17 protein-coding genes are annotated in these 13,284 nt (G+C 75.0%); 10 read left to right on the top strand and 7 right to left on the bottom strand.

The genetic code is table 11. The features are described from left to right. Window positions 1-7 precede the first annotated feature (7 nt). From CBP52_RS12955 to CBP52_RS12945, 4 genes are all read left to right on the top strand, one after another. Window positions 8-1,231, top strand: coding sequence for a nitrate/nitrite transporter (locus CBP52_RS12955; RefSeq protein WP_094181306.1), 1,224 nt, complete (start codon window positions 8-10; stop codon window positions 1,229-1,231). 103 nt (window positions 1,232-1,334) lie between these two features. Further along, window positions 1,335-1,493 carry a hypothetical protein gene (locus CBP52_RS17630; RefSeq protein WP_198303457.1) on the top strand — a complete coding sequence of 53 codons (159 nt, stop codon included), beginning with the start codon at window positions 1,335-1,337 and terminating at the stop codon, window positions 1,491-1,493. 129 nt (window positions 1,494-1,622) lie between these two features. Further along, the gene (locus CBP52_RS12950) at window positions 1,623-2,126 is read left to right on the top strand and encodes a hypothetical protein (RefSeq protein ID WP_094181305.1); all 504 of its coding nucleotides are present in this window, start codon (window positions 1,623-1,625) and stop codon (window positions 2,124-2,126) included. Then, on the top strand, window positions 2,117-2,914 hold the full coding sequence (locus tag CBP52_RS12945; protein ID WP_094181304.1) for a polysaccharide pyruvyl transferase family protein: 798 nt from the start codon (window positions 2,117-2,119) through the stop codon (window positions 2,912-2,914). Before CBP52_RS12950 ends, CBP52_RS12945 begins: the two co-directional genes overlap by 10 nt. Window positions 2,915-2,920: 6 nt before the next feature. Here the strand turns inward: CBP52_RS12945 and CBP52_RS12940 are convergent, their stop codons facing one another. The 3 genes from CBP52_RS12940 to CBP52_RS12930 form a co-directional block, all read right to left on the bottom strand. After that, the gene (locus CBP52_RS12940; protein ID WP_094181303.1) at window positions 2,921-3,859 is read right to left on the bottom strand and encodes a cation diffusion facilitator family transporter; all 939 of its coding nucleotides are present in this window, start codon (window positions 3,857-3,859) and stop codon (window positions 2,921-2,923) included. Between the two features lie 64 nt (window positions 3,860-3,923). Next, window positions 3,924-4,883 carry an LLM class flavin-dependent oxidoreductase gene (locus tag CBP52_RS12935; protein ID WP_094181302.1) on the bottom strand — a complete coding sequence of 320 codons (960 nt, stop codon included), beginning with the start codon at window positions 4,881-4,883 and terminating at the stop codon, window positions 3,924-3,926. Window positions 4,884-4,901: 18 nt separating this feature from the next. After that, window positions 4,902-5,195: a hypothetical protein gene (locus tag CBP52_RS12930; RefSeq protein WP_094181301.1), complete on the bottom strand. Its 294-nt coding sequence runs from the start codon at window positions 5,193-5,195 to the stop codon at window positions 4,902-4,904. Between the two features lie 48 nt (window positions 5,196-5,243). Between CBP52_RS12930 and CBP52_RS12925 the strand changes: the two genes are divergently transcribed. The 4 genes from CBP52_RS12925 (at window position 5,244) to CBP52_RS12910 (ending at window position 8,018) form a co-directional block, all read left to right on the top strand. Continuing rightward, on the top strand, window positions 5,244-5,549 hold the full coding sequence (locus CBP52_RS12925; RefSeq protein ID WP_094182371.1) for a sulfurtransferase TusA family protein: 306 nt from the start codon (window positions 5,244-5,246) through the stop codon (window positions 5,547-5,549). Further along, complete coding sequence (locus tag CBP52_RS12920) at window positions 5,546-6,019, top strand: CrcB family protein (RefSeq protein WP_232514483.1); 474 nt, start codon at window positions 5,546-5,548, stop codon at window positions 6,017-6,019. Before CBP52_RS12925 ends, CBP52_RS12920 begins: the two co-directional genes overlap by 4 nt. Further along, window positions 6,016-6,372 carry a CrcB family protein gene (locus CBP52_RS12915; protein WP_094181300.1) on the top strand — a complete coding sequence of 119 codons (357 nt, stop codon included), beginning with the start codon at window positions 6,016-6,018 and terminating at the stop codon, window positions 6,370-6,372. Before CBP52_RS12920 ends, CBP52_RS12915 begins: the two co-directional genes overlap by 4 nt. Before the next feature lie 158 nt (window positions 6,373-6,530). Then, on the top strand, window positions 6,531-8,018 hold the full coding sequence (locus tag CBP52_RS12910) for an AAA family ATPase (protein WP_094181299.1): 1,488 nt from the start codon (window positions 6,531-6,533) through the stop codon (window positions 8,016-8,018). Window positions 8,019-8,246: 228 nt separating this feature from the next. Here CBP52_RS12910 and map read toward each other — a convergent pair whose 3' ends face one another. Further along, the gene (map, locus tag CBP52_RS12905) at window positions 8,247-9,023 is read right to left on the bottom strand and encodes a type I methionyl aminopeptidase (RefSeq protein WP_094181298.1); all 777 of its coding nucleotides are present in this window, start codon (window positions 9,021-9,023) and stop codon (window positions 8,247-8,249) included. Window positions 9,024-9,233: 210 nt separating this feature from the next. On the opposite strand from map, the gene CBP52_RS12900 reads away from it, so the two are divergent. Continuing rightward, the gene (locus CBP52_RS12900) at window positions 9,234-10,742 is read left to right on the top strand and encodes an aldehyde dehydrogenase family protein (protein WP_094181297.1); all 1,509 of its coding nucleotides are present in this window, start codon (window positions 9,234-9,236) and stop codon (window positions 10,740-10,742) included. A gap of 154 nt (window positions 10,743-10,896) precedes the next feature. Here CBP52_RS12900 and CBP52_RS12895 read toward each other — a convergent pair whose 3' ends face one another. Further along, window positions 10,897-11,430 carry a DinB family protein gene (locus CBP52_RS12895; RefSeq protein WP_232514482.1) on the bottom strand — a complete coding sequence of 178 codons (534 nt, stop codon included), beginning with the start codon at window positions 11,428-11,430 and terminating at the stop codon, window positions 10,897-10,899. A gap of 89 nt (window positions 11,431-11,519) precedes the next feature. On the opposite strand from CBP52_RS12895, the gene CBP52_RS12890 reads away from it, so the two are divergent. Next, window positions 11,520-11,720, top strand: coding sequence for an ABC transporter ATP-binding protein/permease (locus tag CBP52_RS12890; RefSeq protein ID WP_094181295.1), 201 nt, complete (start codon window positions 11,520-11,522; stop codon window positions 11,718-11,720). Between the two features lie 134 nt (window positions 11,721-11,854). Here CBP52_RS12890 and CBP52_RS12885 read toward each other — a convergent pair whose 3' ends face one another. Then, on the bottom strand, window positions 11,855-12,127 hold the full coding sequence (locus CBP52_RS12885) for a Rho termination factor N-terminal domain-containing protein (RefSeq protein ID WP_094181294.1): 273 nt from the start codon (window positions 12,125-12,127) through the stop codon (window positions 11,855-11,857). Window positions 12,128-12,193: 66 nt separating this feature from the next. Continuing rightward, complete coding sequence (locus CBP52_RS12880) at window positions 12,194-13,246, bottom strand: zinc-dependent alcohol dehydrogenase family protein (RefSeq protein WP_094181293.1); 1,053 nt, start codon at window positions 13,244-13,246, stop codon at window positions 12,194-12,196. Between the last annotated feature and the right edge of the window lie 38 nt (window positions 13,247-13,284).

Below are 13,284 nucleotides of genomic sequence, written 5' to 3'. Positions count from 1 at the left end.
CCGGCTCATGAGCACCTCGACGACGAGTGCCGCCACGACCTCGACCACCCGCGGCCGCGCGCGCAACCTCGCGCTCGCGACCTGGGCGTTCGCCATCACGTTCTGGGCCTGGGCGGTCGTCGGACCGCTCGCGGTCCGGTACACCGAGCAGCTCGGGCTCTCGGCGAGCCAGAAGTCGCTGCTCGTCGCGACGCCCGTGCTCGTGGGTGCGGTGGGGCGGATCCCGGTCGGCGCGCTCACCGACCGCTACGGCGGGCGCGTCATGCTCTCGGTGCTGTGCGTCGCGTCGGTGCCGCCCGTGCTGCTCGTCGCGTGGGCCGGTGAGCGCGAGTCCTACGCGCTGCTGCTCGTGTTCGGCTTCCTGCTCGGCATCGCGGGCACGTCGTTCGCGGCGGGCGTGCCCTTCGTCAACGCCTGGTACGAGCCCGCGCGGCGCGGCTTCGCGACGGGCGTGTTCGGTGCGGGCATGGGCGGCACGGCGCTGTCGGCGTTCTTCACGCCGCGGTTCGTCGAGTGGTTCGGGTACGTCACCGCGCACGTGATCCTCGCGGTCGCGCTCGCGGTCACGGGCGCGGTGGTCTGGCTGCTCGCGCGGGACGCGCCGGGCTGGACCCCCAGCACGCAGGCGGTCCTGCCGAAGCTCGCGGCGGCCGTGCGGCTCGGTGTCACGTGGCAGATGTCGTTCTTGTACGCCGTGACGTTCGGCGGGTTCGTCGCGTTCTCCACCTACCTGCCGACGTACCTCAAGGACGTCTACGACTTCGACCTCGCGGGCGCGGGCACGCGGACCGCGGGGTTCGCGATCGCGGCCGTGGTCGCCCGCCCGATCGGCGGGGTGCTCTCGGACCGCACGCACCCCAAGCTCGTCGTCGTCACGTCCCTCGCGGGTGCCGCCGCGTGCGCGGTCGTCATGGCGCTGAAGCCCGCCCCGGAGATCCCCGCGGGTGCCGTCGTCGTCCTCATGGCGTTCTTCCTGGGCCTCGGTGCGGGTGGCGTGTTCGCGTGGGTCGCACGGCGGGCACCCGCCGACCGCGTCGGTGCGGTCACGGGCGTCGTCGGCGCCGCCGGCGGGCTGGGCGGGTACTTCCCGCCGCTCGTCATGGGGGCGACGTACGACGAGGCCGCGCACTCCTACACCGTCGGGCTGGTGCTGCTCGTGCTGACCGCGCTGCTCGCGCTCGGCTACACGCTGTGGCGGCTGCCGCGCGAGGACCGCACGCCTCCGGCGTGACCTGACGCGGCTCCCGGACACCCCTCGGGGGCCGCTCGGCCGCCCGGTAGTCTGACCCCGCTCGGGCGGTGCGGGCCTCCACGGTGGACAGGAATCTCACGGCGTGCCCTCCCTACGCGCGATGCGCAACCTTCACTTCGTCGGTCGACGGACGGACTCCGACCGCGTCGGCTGGTTGCGGGAGCTGACGGCCGGCGCGGGCCAGAGCAACGTCTTCAACGTCTCGGTGGTCCGCATCGGCTCGCGGCTGCACGTCGCGTAGCGTGCGCTGCCGCACCCCGAGGCGCAGCGGCCGTTCCGTTCGTACTACACGTCGGTCGACCTGGACGGCGCGAACCCGGCCGAGATCGTCGACCTCACCGCGCACGGCGCCGCGCACGGCGTCACGGTCGTGGCCGACCCCAAGCTGTTCGTCGTGAGCGGCCGTGCGTACGTCACGTTCAACACCGGCTCGGTCAAGGGCGAGGCGAAGAACGACATCTACGTCATGCGCGTCGCGCCCGAGCTGTGCCCGCCGCAGCGCTGCGTCGTGCACAAGCGCCCCCGGCAGGAGAAGAACTGGGTGTTCTTCGTGCACCCCGACGGCGGGATCGGCGTGGTCTACCAGGTCGAGCCGCTCATCCTGCTCAAGCACACGGGCCGCCTGCTCTACATGGGCCGCCCCGCGACGTTCACCGACCTGGGCCGGCCCGAGGCGACTGTCCGCCTGGGCCGCCGCCGGTTCGTCCACTCGTGGTCGTCGCTGCTCCCGCACCGCCGCCGGCACAACCCGCGCCTGTTCTCCGCCACGTACTTCTCCGGCATCACCAAGGTCGGCGGCGAGTTCCTGCTCGGGTACGGCATCAACGACAAGAAGCCCGGAATCGTGAAGGCGAGCCAGAAGCTGTGGAGCTGAGGACGTTCTACTGGGACGCGACCAAGAACGGCACGAGCACCGCGTGGCGTGCCGGCAACGCGGGGGACGTGTTCAACCGGGACCTCGCGGAGTACCTGTACGGGGCGCAGCTGCGCAACGCCGCGCACAACGGCGGCCGTCTGCTGCTCGTGGGGTCGATCGTGCACCGCGTGCTGCCGGGCGACGTCGTCTCCGGCGTCGGGCACAAGGGCTCGCCCATCCCGCTCGCGAGCGAGAACCCCGGGGTGCGGTTCCTCGGCGTGCGCGGCCCGCTGACGTTCGAGGCGGTCCGCGAGGCCGGGTACGACGTGAGCGGCATCCGCTACCAGTACGACCCGGGCCTGCTGGTGCGCGTCATGTACGCCGACCTCGTCGCGTCCGTGCCGGCCGAGCCGGGGCGCGTCGTGTTCGTGCCGCACTACCGCGAGCGCCCGCAGTACGCGGACCGCACGGACGTCGCCGTCATCGACATCGACTGCACGCCGCGCGAGCTGGTGCGCGAGATCCTGCGCGCCGAGCACGTGTACTCGTCCTCGCTGCACGGCCTGATCTTCGCGCACGCGCTGGGCCGCCCCTGCACGCTCGTCGCGCCGCTGACGCCGGAGCCCGAGCTCAAGTACCGCGACTACGTCGCGTCCGTCGGGCTGCCGTGGACGACGCCGCCGGACCTCGACGGTGCGATCCGCGCCGCCAAGCCGACGAGCCCGTTCGAGGTCGCGCTCACGCTCGACGACTTCGCGTTCCCGACGGCCGACGAGCTGCGGGCGATCGGCGCGCTCGTCGGCTGACGCCCGCTACGGGTGGCCGGGGGCCTCGTGCTCCGCGTGCGCCGCCGGCTCGATCTGGAACGTCGAGTGCTCGACCGACACGTCGAAGTGCGACGCGACGCACTCCTGCAGCGTGTCCAGGATGTGCGGCACGTGCCCTGAGGTGAAGCACGGCGCGTCGACGACGACGTGCGCGGACAGCACCGGAAGGCCGGTCGCGATGAGCGACGCGTGCAGGTCGTGCACCTCGAGCACGTGGTCCACGTCGAGCAGGTGGCGGCGCACGTCGTCGAGGTCGAGGCCCGGCGGGGTCGTCTCGAGCAGCACCGACGTCGCCTCGCGCAGGATCGTCACCGCGCGCGGCACGATCAGCGCGCCGATGAGCAGACCCGCGACCGCGTCGGCCTGCAGCCACCCGGTCGTCGCGATGACGACCGCCGCGACGATCACGCCGACCGACCCGAGCGCGTCGTTGAGGACCTCGAGGAACGCCGCGCGCAGGTTGAGGTTCGCCGAGCGGGCGCCCGCGAGCACCGCGAGCGACACGAGGTTCCCGACGAGACCGATCACGCCGAACACGACGAGCTCGCGCGCCGGGATCTCGGGCGGCTCGACCAGCCGCTGCACGCCCTCGACCAGCACGTACACGCCCACCGCGAGCAGGACCGCGGACTGGGCGAGCGCCGCGAGCACCTCCGCGCGCCGGAACCCCCACGTGCGGCGCGGCGTGGGCGGCCGGGCCGCGAGCGTCGCGGCGACGAGCGCGATCGCGAGGCCCGCCGCGTCGGTCAGCATGTGCGCGGTGTCGACGAGCAGCGCGAGCGAGCCGGTCAGCAGCGCGCCCACGGCCTGCGCGACGAGGATCGTCGCGGTGATGGCGAACGCGACCGCGAGGCGCGTGCGGTTCGCGTCCTCGTGGTGGTGGTGGTGACCGTGGCTCGCAGGCCCGGGAGCCGAGCCCGTCATGCGGCCGATGCTAGGCCGGGGCCGCCGCTGGCCGGAAGCCCGGCACCGCCGCACGTCGCCGACGTCACAGCACGCGGGCGAGCGGCTCCAGCATCGCGACGGGGTCCGGGCCGGCGGGGAACATCACCGCGGACGTCAGCCCCTGCGCGCCGAGCTCCGCGATCCTCCCGCGGACCTGCTGCGGCGTGCCCGCGAGCGCGAGCTGCGCGACCCACGCGTCGGGCAGCGCGGCCGCGAACGCCGTCGGGCTGCCCGTGCGGCGGCGCAGGTCCGCGAGCTCGTCGGCGAACGGCAGGCCGACGAGGTGCGGCGCCCAGTCCGGCTCGCCGATCCACGCGAGGCCCGGGCGCGCCGTGGCGATCGCGGTCGCCTCGTCGTCGTCGACCGCGCCCACGTTGTACCCGACGGCCCGGTGCGCGCCGGTCGGCGCGGCCTGCGCGAGCGCCGTGCGCACGTACTGCGGGGTCGTCGGCTCCGCGAGGATCGTGCCCTCGGACGCCCGGCCCGACAGCGCGAGCGACCGCGGCCCGCGCACACCGAGCAGCACGTCCGGCACCACGTCCGGCAGCGACGACGGCTCGAGGGCCAGGTCGCGCACGCCCAGCACGTCGTCGGTCACCGTGCCGCCCCGCAGGAGCGTGCGTACCGCGCTCGTGTACGCGGCGAGGAACGTCAGCGGCCGCTGCGGCCACACGCCGGCGGCGCGCATCCAGTCCGGCATGCCGTGCCCGAGGCCCACCGTCACGCGCCCGGGGAAGAGCTGCGCGAGCGATGCCACCTCCATCGCGGCGAACGCCACGGACCGCACCGCCGCGGGCAGGATGCCGATGCCGACGTGGATGCGCGTCGTGGCGGCGAGCACCGCCGCGGCCTGCGCGATCCCGCCGCGGAAGGCGAGGTCCTCGACGACCCACAGCTCGGCGAACCCGAGCTCGTCGGCGCGGCGCGCGAACGGCAGGACGTCGCGAGCGGTCAGGTCACGGGGCAGGATCACGCCGACGGACGGCGAACGGTGCTCGGTCATGCGGTCCAGTGTGACCGCTCACACGGAGTCGGGCCGGGCGCGACGCGCGAGCGTCAGACCGCCGAACAGCCCGGTCAGCGCACCGCCCGCACCGACGAGCGCAACGCCCACCCAGACCCACGGGTCGAGGCCGAGGACGGCGGAGCCGTCGGCGTGCTGGGCGTACATGTTCCCGTCCGAGACGACCCCCGGCATGGGGCTGTACGCGAACCAGGCGCCGTCGAGGTCCGTGGTGTCGACGTGCACCGCGGACCACACCACCACCGCCCCGACGAGCGCGACGACCAGCCCGAACGCCGCCGCCGCCACCATCGCCCGCGCCTGCCCCGATCGCTCATGCGCCACAGCATGGCGGGGCGCATGCGTGATGGGAAGATCGGGGCCGTGGCGGACGTGGTGGTGGTCGAGGGCGGGGACCTGGGGTGCGCGCGCCTGCTCGTCCTGCTGCGCGCGCGGGTCGCCGAGCTGGCCGAGGGCACGGTCGTCCACCTGTCGACGCGCGACCCGATCGCCCCGATCGACCTGCCGGTGTGGTGCCGCATGACCGGCCACGAGTACCTGGGCACCGTCGAGGCCGCGGTGCCCACGTACGCGGTCCGGGTCACCGCCGCACCCGCCGCGACCGACCCCGCCAACCCCTGGCGGCGCGCGCGGGACGCCTCGTGACGCACCACCCCGTCCCGTCCTCGGGCGCGCCCATGAGCCGCCGGGAGCACCTGGGGCTCGTCGGGCTCGTGCTCGTCGGCGGCGCGCTCGGCACGTCCGCGCGCGCCGCGCTCGAGCACGCGCTCGCCGCACCGACCGGGTGGCCGTGGGTCACGTTCGTCATCAACGTGGTCGGGTCCTTCGCGCTCGGGCTGCTCCTGGGCGCGCTCGCGGGACGCGGCGCCGACGAGGGCTGGCGGCGGGCCGTGCGGCTCGGCTGCGGCACCGGGGTGCTCGGCGGGTTCACCACGTACAGCACGTTCGTGCTCGAGGTGCACCGGCTGGCCGACGACGGCGAGTCGCTGCCGGCGCTCGCGTACCCGCTGGTCAGCGTGGTCGTGGGGGTGCTGGTCGCGGCGCTGGGCCTGGCCCTCGCCGACCGCGCGCACCGTCGTGCCCGGGCCCGGCGCGCGCAGGAGGGCGCGGCGTGACCGCACTGCTGCTGGCCCTCGCGGGCGGGCTGGGGGCGGTCGCGCGGTTCGAGGTCGACTCGTTCGTCGCCCGGCGCAGCCGCCGGCTGCCGGTCCCGGCGGGCACGTTCGTCGTGAACGTGACGGCGTGCTTCCTGCTGGGCCTGGTGGTCGGGGGGCTCACGTCCGGCAGCGAGGTGGGTGAGGTGCTCGGCGTCGGCTTCCTGGGCGGCTACTCGACGTTCTCGACCGCGAGCGTCGAGGCCGCGCGCCTGCTGCGCGCCGGCCGCGCCCGCGTCGCCGTCCTGCACGCCGCAGCCATGCTCGCAGCAAGCCTCACCACCGCCTACCTAGGCCTCACCCTCGCCACCTGACCCCGCCACCCCCACTCCACCCCCGCCCACCCCCACCCACTCGCGCCTCCCTCGCTGGGTCGTGCGTTTCTCGGTAGGTCGCGCGGTCATCTGCGCGACCCACCGAGAAACGCACGACCCCACCGGGGATGTGGAGGGCGGGGCGCTATCGTCGCCGCGTGGTCCCGGACGGAACGCGCGACGACGTCGCGGCCCTCATCGCAGCGCGCACGCCCGTCGTCGTGCTGGAGACCGCCGACGAGGAGGCCGCCGTCGCGCTCGTCGTGCGCAGCGCGGCGGCCGGTCCGGGCAGCCGCCCGGTGTTCCGGTGGAGCGTGACCGAGGGGCTGCGCCGGCTCGACGTGGACCTCGGCTCGGTGCAGCGGCACAACGCGGACGCGACGACGATGCTGCGCGGCATCGTCGAGAGCGGCGCGACCGCCACCTACGTGCTGCTCGACCTGCACCCCTGGTTCGACGACCCGGTCGTCGTGCGGCTGCTCAAGGACGTCGCGCAGGCCCCGGCCGAGCACCGCAGCACGATCGTGCTCGTGTCCCGCGCGCTCGACCTGCCGCGCGAGCTCGAGCACCTCGCGGTGCGCGTCCCCGTCGCGTTCCCCACGGCTGCCGAGCGGGCCGCGATCGTCGACGAGACCGTGCACGCCTGGTCGCGCGCCGTCGGGGCGTTCCCGCAGGTCGACCCGCACGCGCGGGACCTGCTCGTGCGGCGGCTCGCCGGGCTGTCCCGCAGCGACGTGGCCCGGCTCGCGCGCGGCGCGGTGGTCGACGACGGAGCGATCACGCACCGCGACGTGCCGGTCGTCGAGCGCGCGCGGTTCGACGCGCTCGCGGCGGACGGTGTGCTGTCCTACGAGTACGCGACGGTGGGTCCCGACGACGTCGTCGGGCTCGACCGCGTGGTCACGTGGCTCACGCTGCGCCGCCCCGCCGTCGACGGCTCGGCGCCGCACCTCGAGGCTCCGCGCGGCGTGCTGCTCGTCGGGGTGCAGGGGTGCGGCAAGTCGCTCGCGGCGCGCGCCGCGGCGTCGATCCTCGGGGTGCCGCTGCTGCGGCTCGACCTCGCGGGCGTGCACGACAAGTACGTCGGCGAGTCCGAGCGCCGGCTGCGGGACGCGCTCGCGACGGCGGACGCGCTCGCGCCGTGCGTGCTGTGGGTCGACGAGATCGAGAAGGCCGTCGCGTCGTCCGACGGCGACGGCGGCTCGGCGCGGCGCGTGCTCGGCACGTTCCTCACGTGGCTCGCGGAGCGGCGTTCACCGGTGTTCGTCACCGCGACCGCCAACGACATCTCCGCGCTCCCGCCCGAGCTGGTCCGCAAGGGCCGCTTCGACGAGCTGTTCTTCGTCGACCTGCCCGATGCGCGGGCGCGCGCCGCGCTGCTGCGGCTGCACGCGTCGCGCCGCGGGCTGGAGCTGCGTGACGAGGACGTGGTGCCGCTCGTCGGGGCGTCCGAGGCATTCTCGGGGGCGGAGATCGAGCAGGCGGTGGTGTCCGCGACGTACGTGGCGCACGCGCGCGGCGTGCCGATGGACGCGGCCGCGGTGCTCGCCGAGCTGCGCGCGACCCGCCCGCTCGCGGTGGTCATGGCCGAGCGGGTCGCCGAGCTGCGCGCGTGGGCGTCCGTGCGGGCGGTCCCGGCGCGCTGACCGTGCCTGGAGTGCCTGGGGTGCCTGGCGTGGCTGGGCGAGCGCCGAGGTGCCGACCCCGTGGCGTCAGCCGACCGACGAGGCTCGCGCTGGTCGCCGAGCCGAGCGCGGCGCCGCCCCCGACGAGCACGAGCAGGACCACGAGCACGAGCACGCCGACGAGCAGGTCCTGCCAGAACCCGCGCGCGGTGTCGCGGACGGCCGGCCCCGGGCGATCGGGAGGGCGTGTCACGCGACCGGCGGGAGGGTGAGGATCTCGGCGCCGGTGTCGGTGATCGCGATGGTGTGCTCGGTGTGGGCGGTGCGGCAGCCGGTCGCGCTGCGCAGCGTCCAGCCGTCGTCGTCGACCACGAGCTCGTCGGTGTCGACCATGACCCACGGCTCGAGCGCGAGCAGCAGACCCGGTCGCAGCGTGTAGCCCCGGCCGGGGCGGCCGACGTTCGTCACGTGCGGGTCCTGGTGCATGGTCGAGCCGATGCCGTGCCCGCCGAACTCGGTGTTCACGGGGTAGCCGGCGCCGGTCAGCACGGTGCCGATCGCGTGCGACAGGTCGCCGATCCGCGCGCCCGGCCGGGCCGCGGCGATGCCCGCCCGCAGCGCACGCTCGGTGACCTCGACGAGCGCGAGGTCGTCGGCCGACCGCGGGGTGCCGACCACGAAGCTCACGGCGGCGTCGGCGGCGATCCCGTCGAGCAGCACGGCCAGGTCGAGCGTGAGCAGGTCGCCGTCGGCGAGGCGGTAGTCGTGCGGCAGGCCGTGCAGGACCGCGTCGTTGACCGACGTGCAGATGTAGTGCCCGAACGGCCCGCGCCCGAACGACGGCGCGTAGTCGACGTAGCAGGACTCCGCACCCGCGGCGACGATGAGGTCCCGCGCCCAGCGGTCGATCTCCAGCAGGTTGGTACCGACCGTGGCGCGGTGCCGGATCGTGTGCAGGATCGACCCGACGAGCGCGCCCGTGGCGCGCGCACGGTCGACCTCGGCGGGGGTCAGGATCTCGATCACGGGGAGCCTCCGGGTGCGGGACGAGGGACGGGACCCATCCTCGTCCCTCCCGGGCAGCACAATGGACACGACGACGGACGCCCACCGCACGGACGCCCACCGCACGGACGCCCACCGCACGGACGACGACGAGCAGGGCAGGCTGTGACCGCGGCAGCCACCAGGTGACCGCGTCCGACGATCAGGCACACGCGACCCGAAGGCCAGACGATGACCACGACAGGACAGCTCACGCAGCTCACCGCGGGCACGCTCGTGCCGTTCGGCGGGGACCGGTTCACGACGGTCGACGAGGCGCTCGCGGCCGCGTTCCAGCCCGGTGACCGGCTGTACGTGGTGCACGACGACGGTGCGCTCCTGCACGTGCCCGCGGCCGTGTCCGCTGCGGTGACGACGAGCGTCGACGCGGCGGTGACCGCTGCGGCCGCGATGCGCACGGTCGCCGCGGACCGGGTCGCCGCGTTCTACCGCGCGTTCGCCGACGGGCTGGTCGCCGCGTGGGACGCGATCGCGGCCGCCAACGCCGCGGACGTGGCCCGCGCCGAGTCGCTGGGCCGCTCGACGACGCGCCTGAAGGTCGACGAGAAGGTGCGCGACCAGATGGCCGAGGGCCTGCGGGGCTGGGCGGACCTCGTCGAGAAGGCCGCGAGCGACCAGGCCGCGCCGCCGCGCGTGACGCACCCCGACTGGCACGTCGACGTGGTCACGGCGCCGCTCGGCGTCATCGGCTTCGTGTTCGAGGGCCGGCCCAACGTGCTCGCCGACGCGGCGGGCGTGCTCGCGACCGGCAACACCGCGGTGCTGCGGATCGGCGGCGACGCGCTCGGCACGGCCACCGCGATCGTCGAGAACGCGCTCGACCCGGCCCTGCGCACCTCGGGCCTGCCGGTCGGTGCGATCAGCCTGGTCACGAGCCGTGAGCGGTCGGCCGGGTGGGCGCTGTTCTCCGACCGTCGCCTGTCGCTCGCGGTCGTGCGCGGCTCGGGTGCGGCGGTCGCGCAGCTCGCGGCGGTCGCGCGGCAGGCCGGCACGCCGGTCAGCGCGCACGGCACGGGCGGCGCGTGGCTCGTCGCCGACCCGAGCGCGGACACCGAGCGGTTCGCCGCGGTGGTGCGCCACTCGCTCGACCGCAAGGTCTGCAACACGTTGAACGTCGCCGCGGTCCCCGCGTCCCGTGCGGCCGAGCTGGTACCCGTGCTCCTGGGCGCGGCCGACGAGGCCGCCGCCGCGCGCGGGAGCGTCGCGCGCGTGCACGTGGTGCGCGGCAGCGAGCAGTGGCTGCCCGCCGGTGAGCTCGAGCGCACCATCGACGTGCACCGCGCCGAGGGCGTCGTCGCCGAGCCGCGCGCCTCGCTGCTGGACGCCGACGAGCTGGGCCGCGAGTGGGAGTGGGAGAACACCCCGGAGCTCTCGCTCGTCGTCGTCGAGGACGTGGCCGAGGCCGTGGCGCTGTTCAACGCGCACTCGCCGCGGTTCGTCGCCTCGCTCGTCGGGCAGGACGCCGACGCGTGGCGCGAGTTCCTCGACGCGGTCGACGCGCCGTTCGTCGGCGACGGGTTCACGCGCTGGGTGGACGGTCAGTACGCCCTGAACCAGCCCGAGCTCGGCCTGTCGAACTGGGAGCACGGCCGCCTGCTGGGCCGCGCGGGCGTCCTCACGGGCGCGGACCTCACGACGCGCCGCCTCGTCGCGAGCACCGCGACCGACCAGCACCGCTGACGCGCGCGCGCTCGTCGGAAAGCCGTTGACCCCGCCCGTGGCCGGGATCGACCACTCGGCGGCGATGGTCGAGGTGTCGCTGGTCTACGCCGACTCGACCTCGCACGTCTCGGTCTACCGCCTCACCGCCTGACCCGTCGGGCCGGGCGAGGGCTCACTCGCCCGTCAGGCCGTCGACCGACTCCCGGATGAGGTCCGCGTGGCCGTTGTGCCGCGCGTACTCCTCGACCAGGTGCACCAGGATCCACCGCAGGCTCACCGGCTCACCGGTGTGCCGGTCCCGCCGCGCGGCCACCGTGTCGAGCCCGTCCGCGGACAGGGCGGCCGCGATCCGCTCGTCGCTGCGCGCCGCCGTCGTCACGAACCGGTGCCGCAGCTCCTCGGGCGTCAGCGTGCGCGCGGCCGTCCACTCCCAGTCCCGGTCCGCGGCCCAGTCGGCGTCCGCCCACCACTCGCCCGGTGCGTCCCCGTGCAGCACCACGCCGCACCAGTGGTCCTCGACGTACGCGAGGTGGTGCAGCAGCCCGCCGAGCGTCATCGTCGACGGCGGCAGCGTCGCCGCGAGCCCCGCGGCGTCCAGGCCGTCGACCTTCTGCAGCAGCGTGCGGCGGTGGAAGTCGAGGAACGTCAGGAGCGTCGTCGGTCCGTCGGCGGACGTCGGCGGGTCGGTGCGGTCGGTCGTGAGCACCGCCCGAGCGTAGAGGGCGACGTCGGGGACGGGCGCCGCTGCACGGCGGCTGTCCGACATGCGGGTTTGTGCTGGCGTCCGCGCAGGATGTGCGGGAGCGTTCCCAGCGCGACGACGAGGGGACGGGCGGGCGAGCGTCGGGCAGGCTGTCCACGGTGCGCCTCGCGGACCAGGTCGTGGTGCTCGACGCCGGGCGCGTGGTCGAGCAGGGCTCGCACGCGGACCTCGTCGCGACCGACGGCCCGTACGCCCGCCTCTGGACCCTCCAGTCCCGCGCCGACACCACCTGACCCCCGGCTCGCGGCTCGCCGCGGCCCGCCGCGGCCCGCGAGGTCGTGCGTCGCTCGGTCGTTCGTGCGTTCGTCTGCACGACTCGGCGCCAGACGCACGACCTCGCGAGAGAGGCGCGACCTCACGCCGGGGGTCAGTGGTGGCGCAGCGCGTCGACCAGCTCGGCCTTCGTCATGCTCGAGCGGCCCTCGATGTCGAGCTCGCTCGCGCGCTTGCGCAGGTCCTTGACGGTCCAGTCGTCGTACGAGCCGGACTCGCCGCCCTTGCGCCCCACCGACGACCGCCCGCGCGCGGCGGCGGCGTTGGCGATGCGCGCCGACTTCTCCTTGCTGTTGCCCTCGTCGCGGAGCTCCTCGTACAGCTCCTTGTCCTTGACGCTCGGGCCGGGATCGCGTCGACCAGGCATGCGGACCTCCTCGGGGATGGTCCGTCCACGCTAGGCACGTCCGGGTCCCGGCCGCATCCGCACGCGTCAGGGACGCAGCAGCACCTTCGTCGCGCGGCGCTCGTCCATCGCCGCGTACGCCTCCGCGACCTGCGCGAGCGGCAGCTCGAGGTCGAACACCGCCCCGGGGCGCAGGCGACCGTCGAGCACCTCGGGCAGCAGCTCGTCGATGTAGCTGCGCACGGGCGCCACCCCGCCCCGCACACCCACGTTCGTCGAGAACATCCGCCCGACGGGCAGCTCCGGCCCGCCCGCGGGGACGCCGACGAACCCGACCTGCCCACCCGGGCGCGCCGAGCGCAACGCCTGGTCCATCGACTCCTTGGTGCCCACGCACTCGAGCACGACGTCCGGGCCGATGCCGTCGAACAGCTCCTTGAGCCGCGCGACGCCCTCGTCGCCGCGCTCCGGCACCACGTCGGTCGCGCCGAACGAGCGCGCGAGCGCCTGACGCGCCTCGTGCCGCGACATCGCGACCACGCGCGACGCCCCGAGTCGTACGGACGCGAGCACCGCGCACAGCCCCACCGCGCCGTCGCCGACGACCGCGACCGTCGACCCGGGCCGCACGCCCCCGGACACCGCCGCGTGGTGCCCGGTGCCCATCACGTCGGACAGCGTCAGCAGGTCCGGGACCAGGTCCTCGGACGGGAGGCCGCCGGGCACGACGACGAGCGTGCCGTCCGCCAGCGGCACGCGCAGCCGCTCGCCCTGCCCGCCGTCGGCCGAGCTCCCGGTGCCGTCCTCGCTGCCCCACCACCCGCCGTGCAGGCACGACGTGCTCACACCGTTGCGGCAGTTCACGCACGTCGAGTCGCACACGTAGAACGGCGCGACGACGAAGTCGCCGACGGCCACGTCCCGCACCTCGTCGCCGACCTGCTCGACGACGCCGACGAACTCGTGACCCATGCGCGTCGGCTCGGTGACGCCCTGCACGCCCCGGTACTTCCACAGGTCCGAGCCGCACACGCACGCCGCGACCACGCGCACCAGCGCGTCGGTCGGGTGCTGCAGCACCGGGTCGGCGACGTCCTCGAGCCGCACGTCCCGCTCACCGTGGATCACCGTCGCCCGCATCGCGCACTCCTTCTCGTCCCAGGTCCGCGGGCCAATCT

Origin of the sequence: Cellulomonas sp. PSBB021 (assembly GCF_002240455.1) — a bacterium.
In the GTDB taxonomy this organism is placed as follows: Bacteria; Actinomycetota; Actinomycetes; order Actinomycetales; family Cellulomonadaceae; genus Cellulomonas; species Cellulomonas uda.
The sequence above is the reverse complement of the archived record's forward strand: the minus strand, read 5'-3'. Positions and strand labels throughout refer to the sequence as shown.